Below are 16,573 nucleotides of genomic sequence, written 5' to 3'. Positions count from 1 at the left end.
CCTGCTACCCCGCGCCGATCATGCTGGAGGCAAGGTCGGCCAGGGCGCGCAGCCGGTCCAGCTGACGCATGTCGCGGTGATAGCCCATCCAGATGTCCCGCCCCGGCGGTGGCTGATGCTCGTCCAGCAGCCGCAGGCCGGGTACCGAGTCGCCGAGCACACGTGGCAACACGGCAACCCCAAGCCCTTGTGCGCACATCTGTGCCTGAACCGTCCGGCTGCTGCTGGTGAACACGGTGCGGGCCTGCGGGTAACGCTGTTGTACCCAGTGCACATCCGGGTAATGAGCCTGGGCAACGTTCATCAGGATGAGCCCCAGCCCCTCGCCGTCCGGGTGTGGCGCCGGGGCACGCAATGCGGTGTAGAGCCCGTATGGCAAGGTCGTGAGCTTGCGCTGGACGATGTCAGGCTCGGTGAAGGGCACGATCCGGAAAGCGATGTCGGCATCGCGACGGGCAAGGTCGAACAGACGATGCCCGGCAATGACTTCGGGCACGATCAATGGATACCGTCGTGCCAGTTCGGCCAGCACCGGCGACAGCACGAGGCAGGCGAACCAGTCGGCCGAGGAGATGCGCAACAGCCCCTCCGGCTGATCGCCATGCCCCGCCAGGCGACGTTCGATGGCCAGCGCATTGTGCTCCATGGCGAGTGCCAGGTCGAGAATCCGCTCGCCATTGTCGGTGAGCACCAGCCCCTGGGCGGTACGCAGAAAGAACGCTTGCCCACTGGCCTGTTCGAGCACCTGCAAACGCCGACCGACCGTCGGGTGACTGACCCCCAACGCCTTGGCGGCCCCTCCCAACGAGCCACTGCGGGCAATCGCCAGGAAGATCCGCATGTCACTCCAGTCCATGCAGCCCTCTCGTGCCAGAATGCGTGATGGCAAGCCGCACCTCACCCGAGAGACCGAAACTTCGCGATATCGCGGCTTGGCGGCGCCCCGAACATCCGGCTGTACTCCCTGCTGAACTGTGACGGGCTTTCATAGCCCACCTTGAACCCGGCCGTAGATACATCAAGCCCCTCCGACATCATCAACCGGCGCGCATGCTGCAGGCGCAGTTGTTTCTGGTACTGCAAGGGGCTCATGGCGGTAACCGCCTTGAACCGATGATGTAGCGTGGAGTTGCTCAAATTGACGTAGCTGGCGAGCTCATCGATGCGCAACGGCTGCGCATAGTTAATGTTCAGCCATTCGATAGCCCGGGTGACGCGGTGGGTCTGGCTGTCGGCAATGGCTATCTCGTGCAAACGCTGGCCCTGCTGGCCTTTGAGCAGCCGGTAGAAGATTTCCCTAAGGGCCAAAGGTGCCAATGCCGGGATGTCCGATGGCGTATCCAGCAGACGCACCAGTCGCAACATGGCCTCCAGCAACGAGGCATCGATCCTGTCCAGGTACAGCCCGCGGTGGGGCGGTTGCCCTGGCACGCCGATCGGGCTGACGTCTGCGATCAGCTGAGCGATTTCCGCCGGGTCGATATCCAGGCGGATACAGAAATAGGGCAGCTCCGCCGATGCCTCAGTCACTTGCCCGGCCAGAGGCAGCGTCACAGAGACGACCAGGTAGTTCAATGGATCGTAGGTATAGCTCTCATCCCACAGCTGGACCTGTTTGCGGCCCTGCACGATTACGCATAACCCAGGTTTATGAACCGTGTGGATGACATCGGTTGGCGAGTCGCTGCGGATGAAGTGCAGCGGATCGATCGCTGTCGGGTACACGCCATAGGTCGGTGCGAAACGCTGCATGGTCGATGCCAGCTCGGCCCTGAGGCGGGTCAGCTCTTCATCCCGTTCAATCACCACCATTACCTCCCGTCAGGCTGTGCCGATTGCAGAGGATAGGTGGGTTTGCAGTAGTTTGGGTAGAGGCTCCAGCGAACACATTCAAATGCAAAAGCCCGGCGTCGCCGGGCTTCGTGGGAGGATAGCTCATGGGCATCAGACATAGCGGGAATGAACCGCATCATTTTCAGCCATTTGGCCAGCTTTGAGACGGTCCGAACCGTCCTCAGCCACCCGACGATCAATGAGGCGATCGGCACCTCCCTCCGCCACACGACGATCATTGAGACGATCAGCACCTCCCTCCGCCACCCGACGATCATCGAGGCGATCAGCACCTCCCTCCGCCACCCGACGATCATTGAGGCGATCAGCACCTCCCTCCGCCACCCGACGATCGTTGAGGCGATCAGCACCTCCCTCCGCCACCCGACGATCATTGAGGCGATCGGCACCTCCCTCCGCCACCCGACGATCATTGAGGCGATCGGCACCTCCCTCCGCCACCCGACGATCATTGAGGCGATCGGCACCATCCTCAGCCACCAGTGGCGCCATGGTGTGTTTGCAAGACTGCTTCCAAATGCCGATCTCCTTGGCGGGCAGCGCCATCGAACTTGCGCTCAGTACAGACAAGGCGATTCCAATCATCATGTGGTTGACTTGGTTCATGACAGCGTCTCCGTAATTGGCGATGGATTCGTTGCCGGTTTGTCAGTGCAAAGCGTGACGTTGATTCCTGAATACTGCAGGCGCGGTCGCTCTGATGGCCGGCGGCAGAAGCGGGTTCGCTTGCTGCATGGGCTCAGATTAAGGCCGCGGTGATACGGTCGTTATTTGTTTCCTGCGCGGAATTTGCTCATTCCTGCGCCGCGCGCTCCTGCAGGCACTTTGACTCGAGCACAGGGCATGGTTGGTGCGGGTCAACGATGCACATCCAAAACCAGTTTGCCGCGGGTATGTCCCCTCCGGCTCAGCGCCAGAGCTTGCGCCGCGTTGGAGAGCGGAACGACCTCAACTTCGATCTGAAGCTTCTCCTCAGCGAACAATTTCGCGATCTGCGCTAACTGGTGCCCGTCCGAGCGGGTAGCGAAATGCTTGCCAGCGACGCCGTGTTCGGCAGCTATCTGGGGGTCGGGTGCGCTGACGGGTGACACAAGTACCCCGCCTCGTTTGATAACTGTCCAGGACCGGGCTTGGGTTTCTCCGCCAACCAGGTCGAGCACCACGTCGACATCTGTGGCCAGTTCTTCGAACTGTTGCGCGGTGTAGTCAATGAATTGCTGGGCACCGAGTGACTCTAGATATTCTCGATTTCTGGCCGAACCCGTTGCCAATACGTAAGCGCCGGCCAGGCGTGCCAGCTGGACGGCGAAGCTGCCGACTCCCCCCGCAGCACCATGAATCAGTATTTTCTGGCCGGGTTGAAGGTTGGCCTGTTCATGCAGTGCTTGCCATGCCGTGAGCGCTGCGGCAGGAACACCACCGGCATGGAGGCGCGGTAGACTGGCGGGCTTATGTGCAAGCCTGTCGGCGGTTGTCAGAACCTGGGTCGCATAGCCGCCAACTATCCCTATGAAGCCGAACACCTCATCACCCACCCTGTATTCGCGAACGTTCTTTCCAATTGCTGCAACGGTGCCGGCAACCTCGACTCCGGGTGTATAAGGCAATGGCAGCGGGATGAACTGCTGCATGGCCCCGGAGACGATCTTCCAGTCGATCGGATTGATTCCGCTGCCGGCTACGTTGATCAGAACCTGATCATCGCTGGGCAGCAGATCTGGAAATTCCCGAAGCGCCAGCCCTTCAACCTGGCCGTACTGTGCAACCTGGATAGCTTTCATAAGTAGTTCCGCCTGTAGGTAATGATGTGTCTGGGCGTGTGGCGCCGCGCTTCGGTTACTGGCGACGCGCGTCGAAGCTGAAGCGGCCTGCGCCATAGGCGACGATCTGCAGCAAGCCACCGGCCATCGCGATGTTCTTGAAGAAGTGAATGAACTGATTCTGGTCGGCCAGGGCACCGTGGAAGATCCCTGCAGTAAGCACACTGAAAAGTGCCAACCCTGCAGCGACAATGCGGGTGCGATAGCCGGCAATCAGCGCTACGCCACCCGCCAGTTCCACCAGCACGGCCAGAGCCAACGCCAAAGTGGGAAACGGCAAACCGACAGCGTTGATGTAGCCGATCGTCATGGCCGGCGCACTTAGTTTGGATACGCCAGAAAGAATGAAAATCGCGCTGAGAAAAATGCGTCCTGCGAGTGCGGCAGCGCTGGCCGTTGCAAGCGAGGAGTGCGAGGCAGAACTGCTGGGAGTGGCGCTATCGGGCATGGCTTGTATTCCTTCAATGCAGCATTTCGAAATGAAACGCGGGTTGAAGGGAAGTGTGGGCCAGCGCGCCTTGGCTTAATAGCCGTTTAATTTCTGTGTTTATGTTCGAAAAAATAGAAAAGCTGCGTTCAAGCTGATGCCATCGATCCCTCATGCAGAATCGTGCATACCATCCGCAGGATCTGCATAACCCGGCCCAGCCCAGGCTTCTTACTCTTGCTTCACCACCTGCCTGTCGGCGGGGGTTTCTTCAGCCAGGAACAGGAGTGAGAAAATGCACGGCATTGAACAAAAAGTCATCGTGATCACCGGCGCCAGCAGTGGTATCGGCGAAGCAACCGCACGCTTGCTTGCCAGCAAAGGCGCGCGTGTGGTGCTGGGTGCCCGCCGCACCGATCGCCTGGAAGCACTGGCCAGGGAGATTCGTTCAGCAGGCGGCATTGCTGATGTCCTGGCGCTGGATGTCACCCGCCTGGATGACATGCAATCGTTCATCGACTTCGCCGTCGAACTGCATGGCCGCGTCGATGTGCTGATCAACAACGCCGGCGTCATGCCGCTTTCCAAGCTCGAAGCGCTCAAGGTCGATGAGTGGAACCGGATGATCGATGTCAACATTCGCGGCGTACTGCACGGCATTGCCGCAACGCTGCCGCTCATGCAACAACAGCGTGACGGGCAGATCATCAACATTGCCTCGATCGGTGCCTACGCCGTGAGCCCTACCGCTGCGGTGTACTGCGCCACCAAATATGCCGTACGGGCTATTTCCGAAGGCTTGCGCCAGGAGGTGGGCGGTGACATCCGGGTCACCGTCATTGCCCCGGGCGTCACCGAGTCCGAACTGGCCGACAGCATTTCCGATGAGTGCGGGCGTGCCGAGATGCGCGAGTTCCGCAAGATCGCGATTCCAGCCTCAGCCATTGCCCGGGCGATCGCCTACGCCGTAGAACAGCCTGCGGATGTCGATGTCAGCGAACTGATCGTGCGCCCAACCGCAAGTCCATTCTGAATGCCCTGCCGACAGCGAGGAAAAGCCATGGCTGAACCATTTGGAGATCAGGACAAATACGTTGGCATGTGGGTGACGGCTGATGGCCATATTCGCCATGAACTATTGCCTGGCGGCCGCTACGACGAAGCCCGCGGAAGGCAACAAAGCGCCTATCAAGGTCGTTATTGGCTGGAGGGTGACCACATCGAGTATGTGGATGACACCGGGTTCACTGCTGACGGGGAGTTTCGCAGCAACGTGTTGTATCACGCGGGGATGATCCTTTATCCCGAGCGTTGAAGCGCAGGCCGGAATGGAGACATTCCGGCTTTTTTTATCGGCGTCGCTAAACTGGCGTTTTCCAGGCGACTATCAGCAAGAGAGGCGACGCTACCCATGAACGTCATCGAGCGGACTTCTGCCCATGGTCTGGAGGCCTATATCCGTGGGCAGCGGCTTGCCGCCTCGGATGTCCTGGCCGATCGCGACATGCTGGTGCAGATCTTCAACCGTGAGCGCGAACAACGTAGCTTCATCGTCCCCGCAGTTGCCGAGCCCCTGCTGGTATGGATCATCTCTGGAGACGCTACCGTGGTGGAACGCGAGCTTGGCGGCGAGTGGCAAAGCAGCCGGGTGGCCAGGGGTGATTTCTTCCTGACGACCTCGGCACAACCTTACGAAATGCGCTGGAAAGTGGACGGCACAGCACCCTTCGAAGTGATGCACATCTACCTCGGCATTCCGCTGCTGGAGAAAGCCATTCACGAGGTGTTGGGCGGCGTTGTGCAAGCGCTTCGCCTGCGTGAAGTCTCGGGCGGGCGTGACGATGAGTTGTCCGTTCTGCTGCAACAAGTGCAGCGGGAACTGACCGGGCAACGGCCCAGCCCGCTTTATCTTCAGGGGCTGGCCCAGTGCCTTGCCATTCACCTTGCGCGCAACTACCTGGACGACTCAGCGGACGATATCGTGCGCCGCAATGCCCTCCCCGCTTACAAGCTACGCCGCGTGTTGTCGGCAATGGAAGCCAACCTGGCCGGGGAATTCCAGCTCGGGCAGCTGGCCGAGATTGCCGGGATGAGCGAGTACCACTTCAGCCGGCTGTTCAAGAAGGCTGCGGGCTACTCGCCTTCCCAGTTCTTTATCCGGCTGAGGATGGCAAGGGCGCGGCAACTGCTTGTGGAAACGGACCGGAGCGTCATTGATATAGGGCTTGAGGTTGGCTACAGCAGCCCCAGCCATTTTTCCCAGGTGTTCAAACGAGAGGTTGGCGTTACGCCCACTCAATACCGCAAGTAGCGAGTGGGGCAACGCCATCCACAGGTTCCGGCGAGCATCACCCCACTGCGACGCTCATGCCGCCGTCGGCCATGACCACCGAACCGACAATGAAGCTGGCGCGCTCCGATGCCAGGAAGGCGACGATTTCGGCGATTTCCTGCGGTGCTGCCGCCCGGCCGATAGGCGCAGACTTGCCGTGCTCCTGCAAGAAGCCGCGACCATCCTCCATGAAATGGTTCAAGAGGTTGGTCACCACGTCACCGACGCCAATGGCGTTGACCCGGATGCCATGTTCAATCGCCTCCAGCGCCTGGGTACGGGTCAATTGCGCCAGTGCGCCCTTGGACGCGGTGTAGGCCGCGATACCGGGGAAGGCGAAATAGGAGGCGTAGGAGGCAATATTCACGATCGCCCCGCTCTTGTTCTTGATCATTTCCTTCATCGCTTCCCGGGAATGCAGGAACGCCCCCGTCACGTTGGTTTGCATCTGCCATTCCCAGTCTTCGCGGGTCATCTCGAGCAGCGGTTTGTACAGAATGCGACCGGCGTTGTTGACCAGCACGTCCAGCTTGCCAAAGTGCTCGACCGCAAGCGCCACTGCCTGCTCGGCAGCACCGTCGACCGTGATGTCAGCAACAAACGGAACAAGGCCAGCACGCTCGAGTGCGTTGACTGCGGGGTCGATGTCCTCGGCGATCACCTTCGCACCGCGAGCGTGAAGGAGTTCGGCGGTGGCCTTGCCGATGCCGCTGGCCGCGCCGGTGACCAGCACGACTTTGCCTGCCACTTCGTTTGGGGTTGGGGTGAAGTCGGTCATTTTCTCGTCTCCAAGTCAGGAATGGGTTGTCGCTTTCGACGGTGCCAATTTCTTCCTTTTCGACGTAGGCCGCCCTGGCGACCTTGCTCTGGCTGTCGGAGTTTTGCTTGTTTCGACCTGGGAGGTCTGGTTCCACTCAGGTGGACACTTCAGAGTTCGCCAGCTTGCTGGCTGAAGCGCTCGATGAGCCACCGCCCCGCCGGCCCAGGCGGTGAGTCAGTGCGGTAAATAGCATCAAATGCGTAAGCGCCGCCTTTGCAATCAGGCAGATCGAGTTCGACCAGGTGCCCTGCATCGAGGTCCGCTTGCACCATGGCGACCGGCATATTGCCCCAGCCGATGCCTTCCTTGAGCAACATGTGCTTCGCGCCCAGGTCCGCGAGCCGCCACGTGTGCGGGCTCACCACGGCAAAATCTCGGTCGCCGGTCAGCGCTGATCGGTCTGATAGCACCAGCTGAACGAAATTTCGCGCCGCACCCGGTTCATTGCCGCCGCCGCTGGCGAGTGGGTGCGCGGGGGCAGCGACGGGTACCAACTGCACGCTACCCACGCCGACACGCTCAAGGCCATCACGCCCGATGTCCAGCGGGCCGCTGATCCCGATCGCAGCTTGCTTTTCGATAACCCGCTGAGTGACCGCACCCAGTGCTTCCATGTGAAGGTGCAAGGTCACCGTTGGAAATACCTGGCTGAAGGTCTTGAGCGCATCTACCACCCGCTCTGCAGGTAACATCACGTCTAGCGCAAGGTGAACTTCTGCTTCAAGCCCATGCAATAGCCCGGACACCTTCGAGCGCAGCCCGTTAACGCCGTTGATGATCGTTCGTGCTTCGGCAAGCACGGTTCGTCCAGCCTCAGTCAGCTGTGGCTTGCGTGTGGTGTTGCGGTCAAAAAGCGATACGCCAAGCTGCATCTCCAGGTTTGAAATGGCATAGCTCACTACCGAAGTAGCGCGGTGCAGTGTTCTTGCCGCACCGGCGAAGCTTCCCACCTCTACAACCGTCAGGAACACTTTCAACTGGTCCAGGGTCGGGGTGCCAGGGTCCGAAATCATTTTCACCCGCTCGAGCATGTTGGATTGCAGCATCCTATTTGGGGCTCAACCCTATGTCGATAACGTGGTGATCGCCAGTTATCAGCAAATCGCTGGCACCGGGGGGGTGATCTGCCGTCCACGGGCTCTATCAGCCACTATCGGGCCCAGCGTCATGACATCTAGCCACTCACCCTTGACCCACGCCCTCCGCGCGCCACATGCTCGGCCACTCCACCCACGCTCAAGGAACGATTGCATGAAGCTGGAAACCCTCGCCATCCACGCAGGCTTCAGCCATGACCCGGCCACCCGGGCCGTGGCCGTGCCGATCTACCAGACCACCTCGTTCGCCTTCGACGACACCCAGCACGGCGCCGACCTGTTCGACCTGAAGGTCGCCGGCAACATCTACTCGCGCATCATGAACCCCACCAACGACGTGCTCGAACAGCGCATGGCGGCGCTGGAGGGCGGGGTCGGTGCGCTGGCGGTGGCCTCGGGCATGGCGGCCATCACCTACGTCATCCAGACCGTCGCCGAAGCGGGCGACAACATCGTCTCGGTGGCCAAGCTGTACGGCGGCACCTACAACCTGCTGGCGCACACCCTGCCGCGCATGGGCATCCACACCCGCTTTGCCGCGCATGACGACATCGCTGCCCTGGAAGCCCTGATCGACGAGCGCACCAAGGCGGTGTTCTGCGAGTCCATCGGCAACCCCGCCGGCAATATCGTCGACATCGCCGCGCTGGCCGAGGCCGCCCACCGCCATGGCGTACCGCTGATCGTCGACAACACCGTGGCCACCCCGGTGCTGTGCCGGCCGTTCGAGCATGGCGCGGACATCGTCGTGCACTCGCTGACCAAGTACATCGGCGGCCACGGCACCAGCATCGGCGGCATCGTCATCGACTCCGGCAGGTTCCCCTGGGCCGAGCACAAGGCGCGCTTCGCCCTGCTCAACACCCCCGACCCGTCCTACCACGGCGTCACCTACACCGAAGCCTTCGGCCCGGCCGCGTTCATTGGCCGCTGCCGCGTGGTGCCGCTGCGCAACACCGGCGCCGCGCTGTCGCCGTTCAACGCCTTCCTGATCCTGCAAGGCCTGGAAACCCTGGCCCTGCGCATGGAACGCCACACCGAGAACGCGCTCAAGGTCGCCCGCTACCTGCAAGCCCACGAGCAGGTCGCCTGGGTGAAGTATGCCGGCCTGCCCGACCACCCCGAGCATGCCCTGGCCCAGCGCTACACCGGCGGCAAGCCGGCGTCGATCCTGTCGTTCGGCATCAAGGGCGGCCAGGCGGCCGGGGCGCGCTTCATCGATGCGTTGCAACTGGTGGTGCGCCTGGTGAACATCGGCGACGCCAAGTCACTGGCCTGCCACCCCGCCTCCACCACCCACCGCCAGCTCAACGACGAAGAGCTGGAAAAAGCCGGCGTACCACGCGACATGGTGCGCCTGTCGATCGGCATCGAGCACAGCGACGACATCATCGCCGACCTCGCCCAGGCCCTGGAGGCCAGCCGCGGCTGACCCCTGCGCGCCCCACCCAATGCCGACGGCGGGCGCATTCTGTGCTACAACGGATTCCTTGCAATGACCCTGTTCTACCTGAAACTCATCGTTACCCCGCTGCTGATGTGGGCCATCTCCCTCGCCTCGCGGCGCTGGGGCGGCCTGCTGGGCGGGCTGCTGTCCGGCCTGCCGGTTACCTCGGCGCTGGTAATGACCTTCCTGTGCCTGGAACAAGGCACCGCCTTCGCCCTGGGCGCAGTACCCGGCGCGCTGGGCGGCCTGGCCGCAGTGCAGGCCACCTACACGTTCTACCTGTTCGCCACGCGCCGGCTCGGCATTGCCACGGCCGTGTTGCTGGCGATCCTGTTCTACGGCCTGGCTGCCTACGCGTTCACCCACTGGGGCAGCCTGTACCTGTCGATTGGCGTGGCGCTGCTGCTGATCGGCGTATTGATACGCGCCAGCGGCCGCGAGCCCAGACCGGACACCCTCGCCCGCCCCCGCCATCGCTATTGGGAGATCCCCCTGCGCATGGTGTCGCCAACCGCGCTGCTGATGCTCACCACCCGGTTGGCCAGCTGGTTGGGGCCGGCGACCAGCGGGATGCTGGCGCCGATCCCGGTCATTGCCTGGCCGCTGGTGGTGTTCGCCCACATGCAGCATGGCCGCGCCGGGATGGCGGCGATGGTGCGCGGCAATGCGATTGGTGCGGTGGGGGTGATTGCGTTTTATCTGGTAATGGCAGGATTGCTCGATGCCTGGGGCGTTGCCATTGCCATCAGCCTGGCCATGGTTTGTGCCGTGGGGCTGACCGTTGGGTTGGCGGGCGTTTTGCGGCGAGGATGACATGTCGGGCCGCCCTGTCGCGTTGAAACTGAATGCGCGCGCTCCGCTTACCCTGTCGGAACGGCTTTAGCCGCGTAAAGTCCAACGCGGTGCATGGCACCGGCTGCGCCGGTGTTCGCGGCTAAAGCCGCTCCTACACGCTCTGCCTGTCATCATCAGCCAGGCCATCATCCGCCTGGCCATCGCCGCCCTCCTCTTCGTTCATGAGCGGGTCGTCATCAGGGTCGGGGATAGTCGGCCGATCGGGGTCAACTGCCGGGTCGGGTGAAGTGGGCAAGTCAGGGTTCGTACCGCCTTGTGCACTCGGATCGGGGTTCATCGCTGCATACCTCTCAAGAAAACTGTGTGAACCATTTTCGGGCCACCCATCAACGCGATTGCGGATGCTCGGCAGAAACCGAATTGTTGGCCTCCACGTCGTGCATCTCTTCCTCGATAGGGCCCTCGTCATCCGCAGGTAGCGGGACTTCCCCGTCACCGCTGCCGGCTTGCTCGTCTTTGGTCCTTGCGCTGCCGTTGTCCCGATCCAGCTGCCCGTCCTGGTCCGACCCCGGGTTGCCAGGCGGTGGGTCCCAATCGACGGGGCGCTTTTCCGACCATGCCTCGCCAACGCCTTGCCTGGACTCGGATCCGGTCTGCTCAAGGCCGGAGCCATGGCCTGTGCTGGTGTCGGGCGCGGTTGGCGCAGAGCCTGGGGACGGTGCTTCGGGGCCGTTCTGCTGGATTGCCATGGGCGTTCTCCTGGGTTGGCGCAATGAAGGTGCGCTTGAACGTCGGACGGAAAACGGCTGGGGTAGTGCCTTGGGTGCGACCGGTGGCGCAAAAGGCTGGCGCGGCGGTTGAGTGGGCTGGCGTTTCGCGGCCACTGACATCAATCGGCGCTGGCGGCCCCGATCTCATCCATGAAATCCGCCAGGTACGCTTCGAGCCGGGCGTGGCGTATGGCGGCGAGGCGAGCCCCTTCAACTGTTTGAAAGCCCGACGCAAGCTTGAGCAGCTTGGTATGGAAGTGCTCGATGGCGTATCGCCCGTCCTGGTATTCCCTCCCCTGCGCAACAGGGTTCGCGAAGTCGTAGAGCGCCGATCCCATCCGCCCCGACACGTAGAAACATCGGGCAATACCCAACGCACCGATAGCGTCCAGGCGATCGCTGTCTTGAAGGATCCGGGCTTCGAGGCTCTGGGGTTCGAAGCCAGCGGAATAGCTGTGGGTTTTCACCGCGTGCGCCACCTGCACAACACGCGGCGCTGGCCAGCCCATGGCAGTGAGGATGGATGCGGCCTTGTCTGCCGACAAGCTCGACGCCTGGCCACGCAACGGGGAGTTCTTCTCGACCGCGACACAGTCGTGCAGCACTGTGGCAGCGAGCAGCACTTCGAGGTCACCGCCCTCTGCCCGCTGGATGCGCTGCGCGTTTACCCATACGCGATGGATGTGCGCGAGGTCGTGGGAGCCATCGTGGTGGTCTGGTGGGAGATGTTTCAGCAGTTGAGCGGCGAGGTGCTGGAAAGGGGCGAAAGCTTCGCTGGTCATCGCTGGTGCGTTCCATTTCGGTTGAATGCGCTGCAGCAAGCGCTACAAGCTGTGAAGGATAACGTGCGAAAAATCAGAAATAGGCACTTCCCTGTAGGCCGTTTCCCAAAGATACTCCCTGCGCCTGTTTTTCGTTGCACATGGACAACGTGGATTTTAGTCTCGGCTGGTCGCTGCCAATTCAGCGACCGGTTTTGACGGACCGTTGACGCTGTCCACATGTGCTCACTGTTATGGTGGCTGTACGTGCGGGCACCCTGTGGTGCGCCGAGTGCCAACGTCTCGGTCCGTCAACCCGCGTACAGCTACCACCCATTGCTTGACGGCATGCCCGTGGTAGCTCCACCTTCTACGTTGGAGTTTCGCCATGCTCAAGGTCGTCCCCGATCCACCCCACACCCACCAATCCCTCGAAGACACATTGATCCAGGCAACGGATTACGCGTTGTGCGCGTCGACTGTCGTACGTCAGGCAATGCTGCTGCATCCCAAGTCATCGGCATCAATTCTCATGATGGCGTCGATGCATGAGCTGGAGACGCTACGCGTCCTGCTTGAGCAAGCGCTGATCCAGGTGCAAATGCCCTCTGAGCCACGAACCTTGCACTAAGGCTTCAATGATGTGTCGCCTGGGCTGCCTTATTACCGGCGATAGGGCCAGCGCAGGCATTAGAGATTTTCGGGGAGATTGAACAATGTCCACTGAAGAAACCAAATGCACCGTCGGCAAGACCACTTTCTACCAAGGTGCAAACCAGACCCATCCCCTCTTCCGCATCGAAGCCGGCATCCCTTGCCAGAGCGCCCGCGAACAGGCCTCGGAATTGATGGGCTACGCACGGGACCTGACCCTGGACGGCTTGATGGAAGACAAGCCTCAGCTGATATGGGCTTCGCACTACCTGTGCGCGTTAGCCAAGGCGCTGATGGATGACGCCGAGTTAGGCATGATGCGCTGAATTACCCTTCACCACACCTTCAAGACCTAGCGTGCCCAGTTTTGAAGGTGTGCTCCAGCTACCCAACCCGCCTCGGTGTACACTGTCTACTGAGGCTCAATTACCCATCGCCCGCGCAACATCCCTTTCAACGCATCAATGCTCAATGTCATATCCCGCTTGCGATGGACCACCGCGTGACAGTTGGCGCACAACGTCACGAGATCTGTCTCAGGGTTCACGACCTTCTCGCCACCAAAGTCCGAAATCGGTACGACATGGTGCACATGAATGAAGCCCTTAGCGTGTTCGCCGTATGCCTGCTCGAAATCAAACCCACATGCCTTGCAGTCGAGGCCGTGGATAGCAATGGCCTTCATCCGCAGATCTTTTCGGCGTTCGTAACGGGTTCCAAAGTAGCTTGTTTTGCTACCCTCACTGGCAGACTCAAAGGTAAGCGAGCCGTCCTCCATATCCGCTACAGGCTCATCGACCGCCGAAGGCAGCAGCTTCGCGTGGCTTAGGATGGCGTCGTAGTCGGTTTGAGAGATAGGCCGGACCCCGTCACGCCAGTAGTTGCGCACACGGCTGGCCGGGATAGTTTCCAGATACTCGCCGGCAATTTTCGAGGGGACGGCATTTTCAAACGGAGTGAAGTTTTCGATTAGGGCAAACAGGTCACCCTTGTCACTTCGCCGGTCGGCGTAGACCTTGCCTATACGCGCCTTACCAAAATAATGCGGATCGGCGCTGAGGCGGACAGAAGCAAAGGCTTTATCTTTGATACGCCCCTTGTAGTAGACCACCTCGGTTCCCTGAGCAAGCCAGGTTTGGTATCGCTTGGGAAAATGATAGACGGCGCCTGTCTCATCTTCCCACTGCGACGTGTCGTTTTCTACGATGACAACGGGCATTCCCTATTCCTCTCGGCTGATGGCAAAAGCCTATCAAAAAAGAGGAAATTTCCTACATGGCAATGACAAAAAACGATAGCGCCGCGGCGTGGTCCATTTCGCTACAACCAACGCCGCTACGCGCGCATTTTTCTAATTGACGATCGCCTTTGCTGACCCGCTCACATCCCCGGTATCTGGCCAGCCCTGGTCAGAACACCGACCACCCTATTCGCGAACTCAACAGCTCAAGCGCCGCCATCCCGGCCAGAGAGTTGCCCGCAGCGTTCAGCTCTGGTGACCACACGCACACAGTGAATTGCCCCGGCACGATCGCCACGATGCCACCGCCCACACCACTCTTGCCCGGCAGCCCCACGCGGTAGGCGAAATTGCCCGCCTCGTCATACAGCCCGCTGGTGGCCATGATCGAGTTCACCTGCTGGGTCTGGCGCGGGGTGAGAATCTGCGAGCCGCTGTGCTTGCAGAAACCATCGTTGGCCAGGAAGCAGAACGCCCGGGCCAGGTCGAGGCAGTTCATCTGCAGTGCGCAGTAGCTGAAGTAGCTACGCAGCACCGTTTCGACCTCGTTATGGAAGTTGCCGAACGACTGCATCAGGTACGCCATGGCCGCGTTACGCGCGCGGAATTGGTATTCCGAATCAGCAACGCGCGCATCGATCGAAATATGTGGGTTGCCCGACAGCCGCCGCACGAAATCGCGCATCGACAAGGTAGGTGCTGCAAAGCGCGACTGGTTGATATCGCAGATCACCAACGCACCCGCGTTGATGAACGGATTGCGCGGGCGCCCGCGTTCGAACTCCAGCTGTACCAGCGAGTTGAACGGCTGGCCGGAGGGCTCATGGCCGAGCCGCTCCCAGATGGCCTCGCCCGAGTGGCCAATCGCCTGGACCAGGCTGAACACCTTGGAAATACTCTGCACCGAAAACGGCACCAGGGCGTCGCCTGCGCAGTGATAACTGCCATCGTTGCCATACACGGCGATGCCCAACTGGTTCGCCGGCACGTCGGCCAGCGCAGGGATGTAGTCAGCCACTTTGCCCTTGCCGATCAAGGGACGTACTTCTTCGAGAATCTCGTTCAACAGCGTTTGCATGGAGGGCCCTGTATCAATCCCCAGACGACGGCTTAGGGGTAGTGTTCTTGACGAATGTTAAGCGGGAGAAATCACACATTCGACAAGAAATGGCCGAGACTACCATGCCGGACAGTGGCCACGGGGCCAGCAAGTTCTGTGCCTCTAGGCCTCAGTGAGCGAGCCAACGGAAACGCATGGCCGCGTGTCCATGCAGAACCTCAGTTCCAGCTTCTGCGCTCCCCATCTCACAGCAGGATTTTTCTGAGCCTGCCACGCTTTGAAACCTTCTTCGAACACTGGTATGGTCCGATTTAGAGCGTTTCATGGTAAGGGAGAGGAATGAAGATTTGGGCATGTGCGAGGGGTGCAAACGGATTCATCAACCGAGAGGATGGTCGGTACAAGCTATTCTTCATTTGGCAGGTCCTCAAGATGCGCCGTCTGTACCCTGCGGAATTCAGGTCGCTGACCTTCTTTAGTACCCATTCCCGCCTAGAGAAGCGCCGTGAGATGGTCGCCGTAAAGAATGGATATTTTCGGTACAAGAGCGTCGATGCTCTGGCTACTCGATCTAGTGATAGCGATGGAGAATCCCTTCCACACGGCTATCTCATAGCAATCCTCTCACAGCTTCAAACGATCAATTTCAAGATTGATGATGAGGTCGTCCCATTCACGTTCACGCGCCTTGTAGCAGAGGAAACAAGGCTGCGATTCGGGAACGGCAATGTCTACGTTCCTGACCTATATGGCGAATTTACCTCTGACAACCCATTCTACAAGAAGTGGGGCGGCAAGCTGGCGATTGAGGTCTGCTACTCCAATCCATGCAGCTTGCAAAAGGTCGTCGATTTCCGTGACCACGGAATCCCCATTATCGAAATCAAGATAGCCAAAAGTACTAACATTGAGACATATATCGATAAACATGACATTGAAGGCAGTATCGAACGCGGCTACCGAAAAATTAGCGATATCGCTTCAAGCCAATTGTTTTGCAAAGTCCTCTCTGACCCAGTAAGTGTTGAATTTTATCAGGACTATGTTAGGCAAGCTGAGAAATATCGAGCGGAGCAGGCAGAGAAAACCAGAAAGGAAATGCTGGCAATTTTTAGAAAGTACCGTGAGACGGAATGTCTTGCTGCTGATTTATCCAAGCAACGTGACAGTATTGCTGAAGCGAAAGGTTTGCTGGCGAAGGACAAGGTTGCCTTGATGGCTTCCAATGATGACCTCACGCAAATCGTTGAACAACTAAAAATCGAGCTGGCAAAATACAAAACGGCGTATGTCAGCAGGGGCAATGAGATCGAAAGCTTGAAAGGTGACCTCGAGAATGCCAAGCCGGGTTTTTGGACGAAGGTCTGGCGGGCTATTAGCTCTGCAAAGGCATAATAGAAATCACCTAAAAAGGCTTTTCGGTTGATCTGATTGTGGTCGTATCTTTCGCCTGGGTTTGTTCTCTTGCTCGATAGCACTGTAAGATTGTCGCGGAG

The 16,573-nt window shown here is 60.0% G+C and carries 20 protein-coding genes; 8 read left to right on the top strand and 12 right to left on the bottom strand.

The annotated features are described in order from the left end of the window. Positions 1 to 4: 4 nt before the first annotated feature. The 5 genes from HU760_RS10565 to HU760_RS10545 form a co-directional block, all read right to left on the bottom strand. The gene (locus HU760_RS10565; RefSeq protein WP_186677363.1) at positions 5 to 856 is read right to left on the bottom strand and encodes a LysR family transcriptional regulator; all 852 of its coding nucleotides are present in this window, start codon (positions 854 to 856) and stop codon (positions 5 to 7) included. 41 nt (positions 857 to 897) lie between these two features. Continuing rightward, positions 898 to 1,812, bottom strand: a complete 915-nt coding sequence (locus HU760_RS10560; RefSeq protein ID WP_186677365.1) for an AraC family transcriptional regulator — start codon at positions 1,810 to 1,812, stop codon at positions 898 to 900. A 132-nt stretch (positions 1,813 to 1,944) separates the two neighbouring features. After that, positions 1,945 to 2,346 carry a phage infection protein gene (locus HU760_RS24690; RefSeq protein WP_437179855.1) on the bottom strand — a complete coding sequence of 134 codons (402 nt, stop codon included), beginning with the start codon at positions 2,344 to 2,346 and terminating at the stop codon, positions 1,945 to 1,947. 365 nt (positions 2,347 to 2,711) lie between these two features. Beyond that, positions 2,712 to 3,635 (bottom strand): NADP-dependent oxidoreductase, encoded by a 924-nt coding sequence (locus tag HU760_RS10550; protein ID WP_186677370.1) that lies wholly within the window; start codon positions 3,633 to 3,635, stop codon positions 2,712 to 2,714. Positions 3,636 to 3,690: 55 nt separating this feature from the next. Next, positions 3,691 to 4,122 (bottom strand): DoxX family protein, encoded by a 432-nt coding sequence (locus tag HU760_RS10545; protein WP_186677373.1) that lies wholly within the window; start codon positions 4,120 to 4,122, stop codon positions 3,691 to 3,693. Between the two features lie 274 nt (positions 4,123 to 4,396). Here HU760_RS10545 and HU760_RS10540 point away from each other — a divergent pair, with 274 nt between their 5' ends. From HU760_RS10540 to HU760_RS10530, 3 genes are all read left to right on the top strand, one after another. Continuing rightward, the gene (locus HU760_RS10540; RefSeq protein ID WP_186677375.1) at positions 4,397 to 5,134 is read left to right on the top strand and encodes an SDR family oxidoreductase; all 738 of its coding nucleotides are present in this window, start codon (positions 4,397 to 4,399) and stop codon (positions 5,132 to 5,134) included. A gap of 27 nt (positions 5,135 to 5,161) precedes the next feature. After that, entirely contained in the window at positions 5,162 to 5,416 is a 255-nt protein-coding gene (locus tag HU760_RS10535) for an Atu4866 domain-containing protein (protein WP_186677376.1), read from the top strand. Between the two features lie 96 nt (positions 5,417 to 5,512). Then, positions 5,513 to 6,412, top strand: a complete 900-nt coding sequence (locus tag HU760_RS10530) for an AraC family transcriptional regulator (protein WP_186677378.1) — start codon at positions 5,513 to 5,515, stop codon at positions 6,410 to 6,412. A 37-nt stretch (positions 6,413 to 6,449) separates the two neighbouring features. Here the strand turns inward: HU760_RS10530 and HU760_RS10525 are convergent, their stop codons facing one another. Then, positions 6,450 to 7,211 carry an SDR family NAD(P)-dependent oxidoreductase gene (locus HU760_RS10525; RefSeq protein ID WP_186677388.1) on the bottom strand — a complete coding sequence of 254 codons (762 nt, stop codon included), beginning with the start codon at positions 7,209 to 7,211 and terminating at the stop codon, positions 6,450 to 6,452. Between the two features lie 149 nt (positions 7,212 to 7,360). Beyond that, the gene (locus HU760_RS10520; protein WP_186677477.1) at positions 7,361 to 8,266 is read right to left on the bottom strand and encodes a LysR family transcriptional regulator; all 906 of its coding nucleotides are present in this window, start codon (positions 8,264 to 8,266) and stop codon (positions 7,361 to 7,363) included. Between the two features lie 238 nt (positions 8,267 to 8,504). Between HU760_RS10520 and HU760_RS10515 the strand changes: the two genes are divergently transcribed. Both HU760_RS10515 and HU760_RS10510 read left to right on the top strand, forming a co-directional pair. Beyond that, positions 8,505 to 9,782, top strand: a complete 1,278-nt coding sequence (locus HU760_RS10515) for a bifunctional O-acetylhomoserine aminocarboxypropyltransferase/cysteine synthase (RefSeq protein WP_186677391.1) — start codon at positions 8,505 to 8,507, stop codon at positions 9,780 to 9,782. A 63-nt stretch (positions 9,783 to 9,845) separates the two neighbouring features. Next, the gene (locus HU760_RS10510; RefSeq protein ID WP_186677394.1) at positions 9,846 to 10,610 is read left to right on the top strand and encodes a hypothetical protein; all 765 of its coding nucleotides are present in this window, start codon (positions 9,846 to 9,848) and stop codon (positions 10,608 to 10,610) included. 133 nt (positions 10,611 to 10,743) lie between these two features. On the opposite strand, the gene HU760_RS10505 is transcribed toward HU760_RS10510, so the two are convergent. The 3 genes from HU760_RS10505 to HU760_RS10495 form a co-directional block, all read right to left on the bottom strand. After that, entirely contained in the window at positions 10,744 to 10,887 is a 144-nt protein-coding gene (locus HU760_RS10505) for a hypothetical protein (RefSeq protein ID WP_186677397.1), read from the bottom strand. 91 nt (positions 10,888 to 10,978) lie between these two features. After that, positions 10,979 to 11,341 (bottom strand): hypothetical protein, encoded by a 363-nt coding sequence (locus tag HU760_RS10500; RefSeq protein ID WP_186677399.1) that lies wholly within the window; start codon positions 11,339 to 11,341, stop codon positions 10,979 to 10,981. A 140-nt stretch (positions 11,342 to 11,481) separates the two neighbouring features. Continuing rightward, positions 11,482 to 12,144 carry an HD domain-containing protein gene (locus tag HU760_RS10495; protein ID WP_186677406.1) on the bottom strand — a complete coding sequence of 221 codons (663 nt, stop codon included), beginning with the start codon at positions 12,142 to 12,144 and terminating at the stop codon, positions 11,482 to 11,484. Positions 12,145 to 12,511: 367 nt separating this feature from the next. On the opposite strand from HU760_RS10495, the gene HU760_RS10490 reads away from it, so the two are divergent. Both HU760_RS10490 and HU760_RS10485 read left to right on the top strand, forming a co-directional pair. Continuing rightward, the gene (locus HU760_RS10490) at positions 12,512 to 12,754 is read left to right on the top strand and encodes a hypothetical protein (RefSeq protein WP_186677407.1); all 243 of its coding nucleotides are present in this window, start codon (positions 12,512 to 12,514) and stop codon (positions 12,752 to 12,754) included. Between the two features lie 85 nt (positions 12,755 to 12,839). Then, on the top strand, positions 12,840 to 13,103 hold the full coding sequence (locus HU760_RS10485) for a DUF3077 domain-containing protein (RefSeq protein WP_186677409.1): 264 nt from the start codon (positions 12,840 to 12,842) through the stop codon (positions 13,101 to 13,103). 86 nt (positions 13,104 to 13,189) lie between these two features. Here HU760_RS10485 and HU760_RS10480 read toward each other — a convergent pair whose 3' ends face one another. Then, positions 13,190 to 13,996, bottom strand: a complete 807-nt coding sequence (locus HU760_RS10480; protein WP_186677415.1) for an HNH endonuclease — start codon at positions 13,994 to 13,996, stop codon at positions 13,190 to 13,192. Positions 13,997 to 14,186: 190 nt separating this feature from the next. Further along, positions 14,187 to 15,095, bottom strand: coding sequence for a glutaminase B (gene glsB / locus HU760_RS10475; protein WP_186677418.1), 909 nt, complete (start codon positions 15,093 to 15,095; stop codon positions 14,187 to 14,189). A gap of 414 nt (positions 15,096 to 15,509) precedes the next feature. Between glsB and HU760_RS10470 the strand changes: the two genes are divergently transcribed. Then, positions 15,510 to 16,472, top strand: coding sequence for a hypothetical protein (locus tag HU760_RS10470; protein WP_186677420.1), 963 nt, complete (start codon positions 15,510 to 15,512; stop codon positions 16,470 to 16,472). The last annotated feature ends 101 nt before the right edge of the window (positions 16,473 to 16,573 follow it).

The sequence above is a fragment of the Pseudomonas oryzicola genome (assembly GCF_014269185.2).
GTDB lineage: Bacteria > Pseudomonadota > Gammaproteobacteria > Pseudomonadales > Pseudomonadaceae > Aquipseudomonas > Aquipseudomonas oryzicola.
The sequence above is the reverse complement of the archived record's forward strand: the minus strand, read 5'-3'. Positions and strand labels throughout refer to the sequence as shown.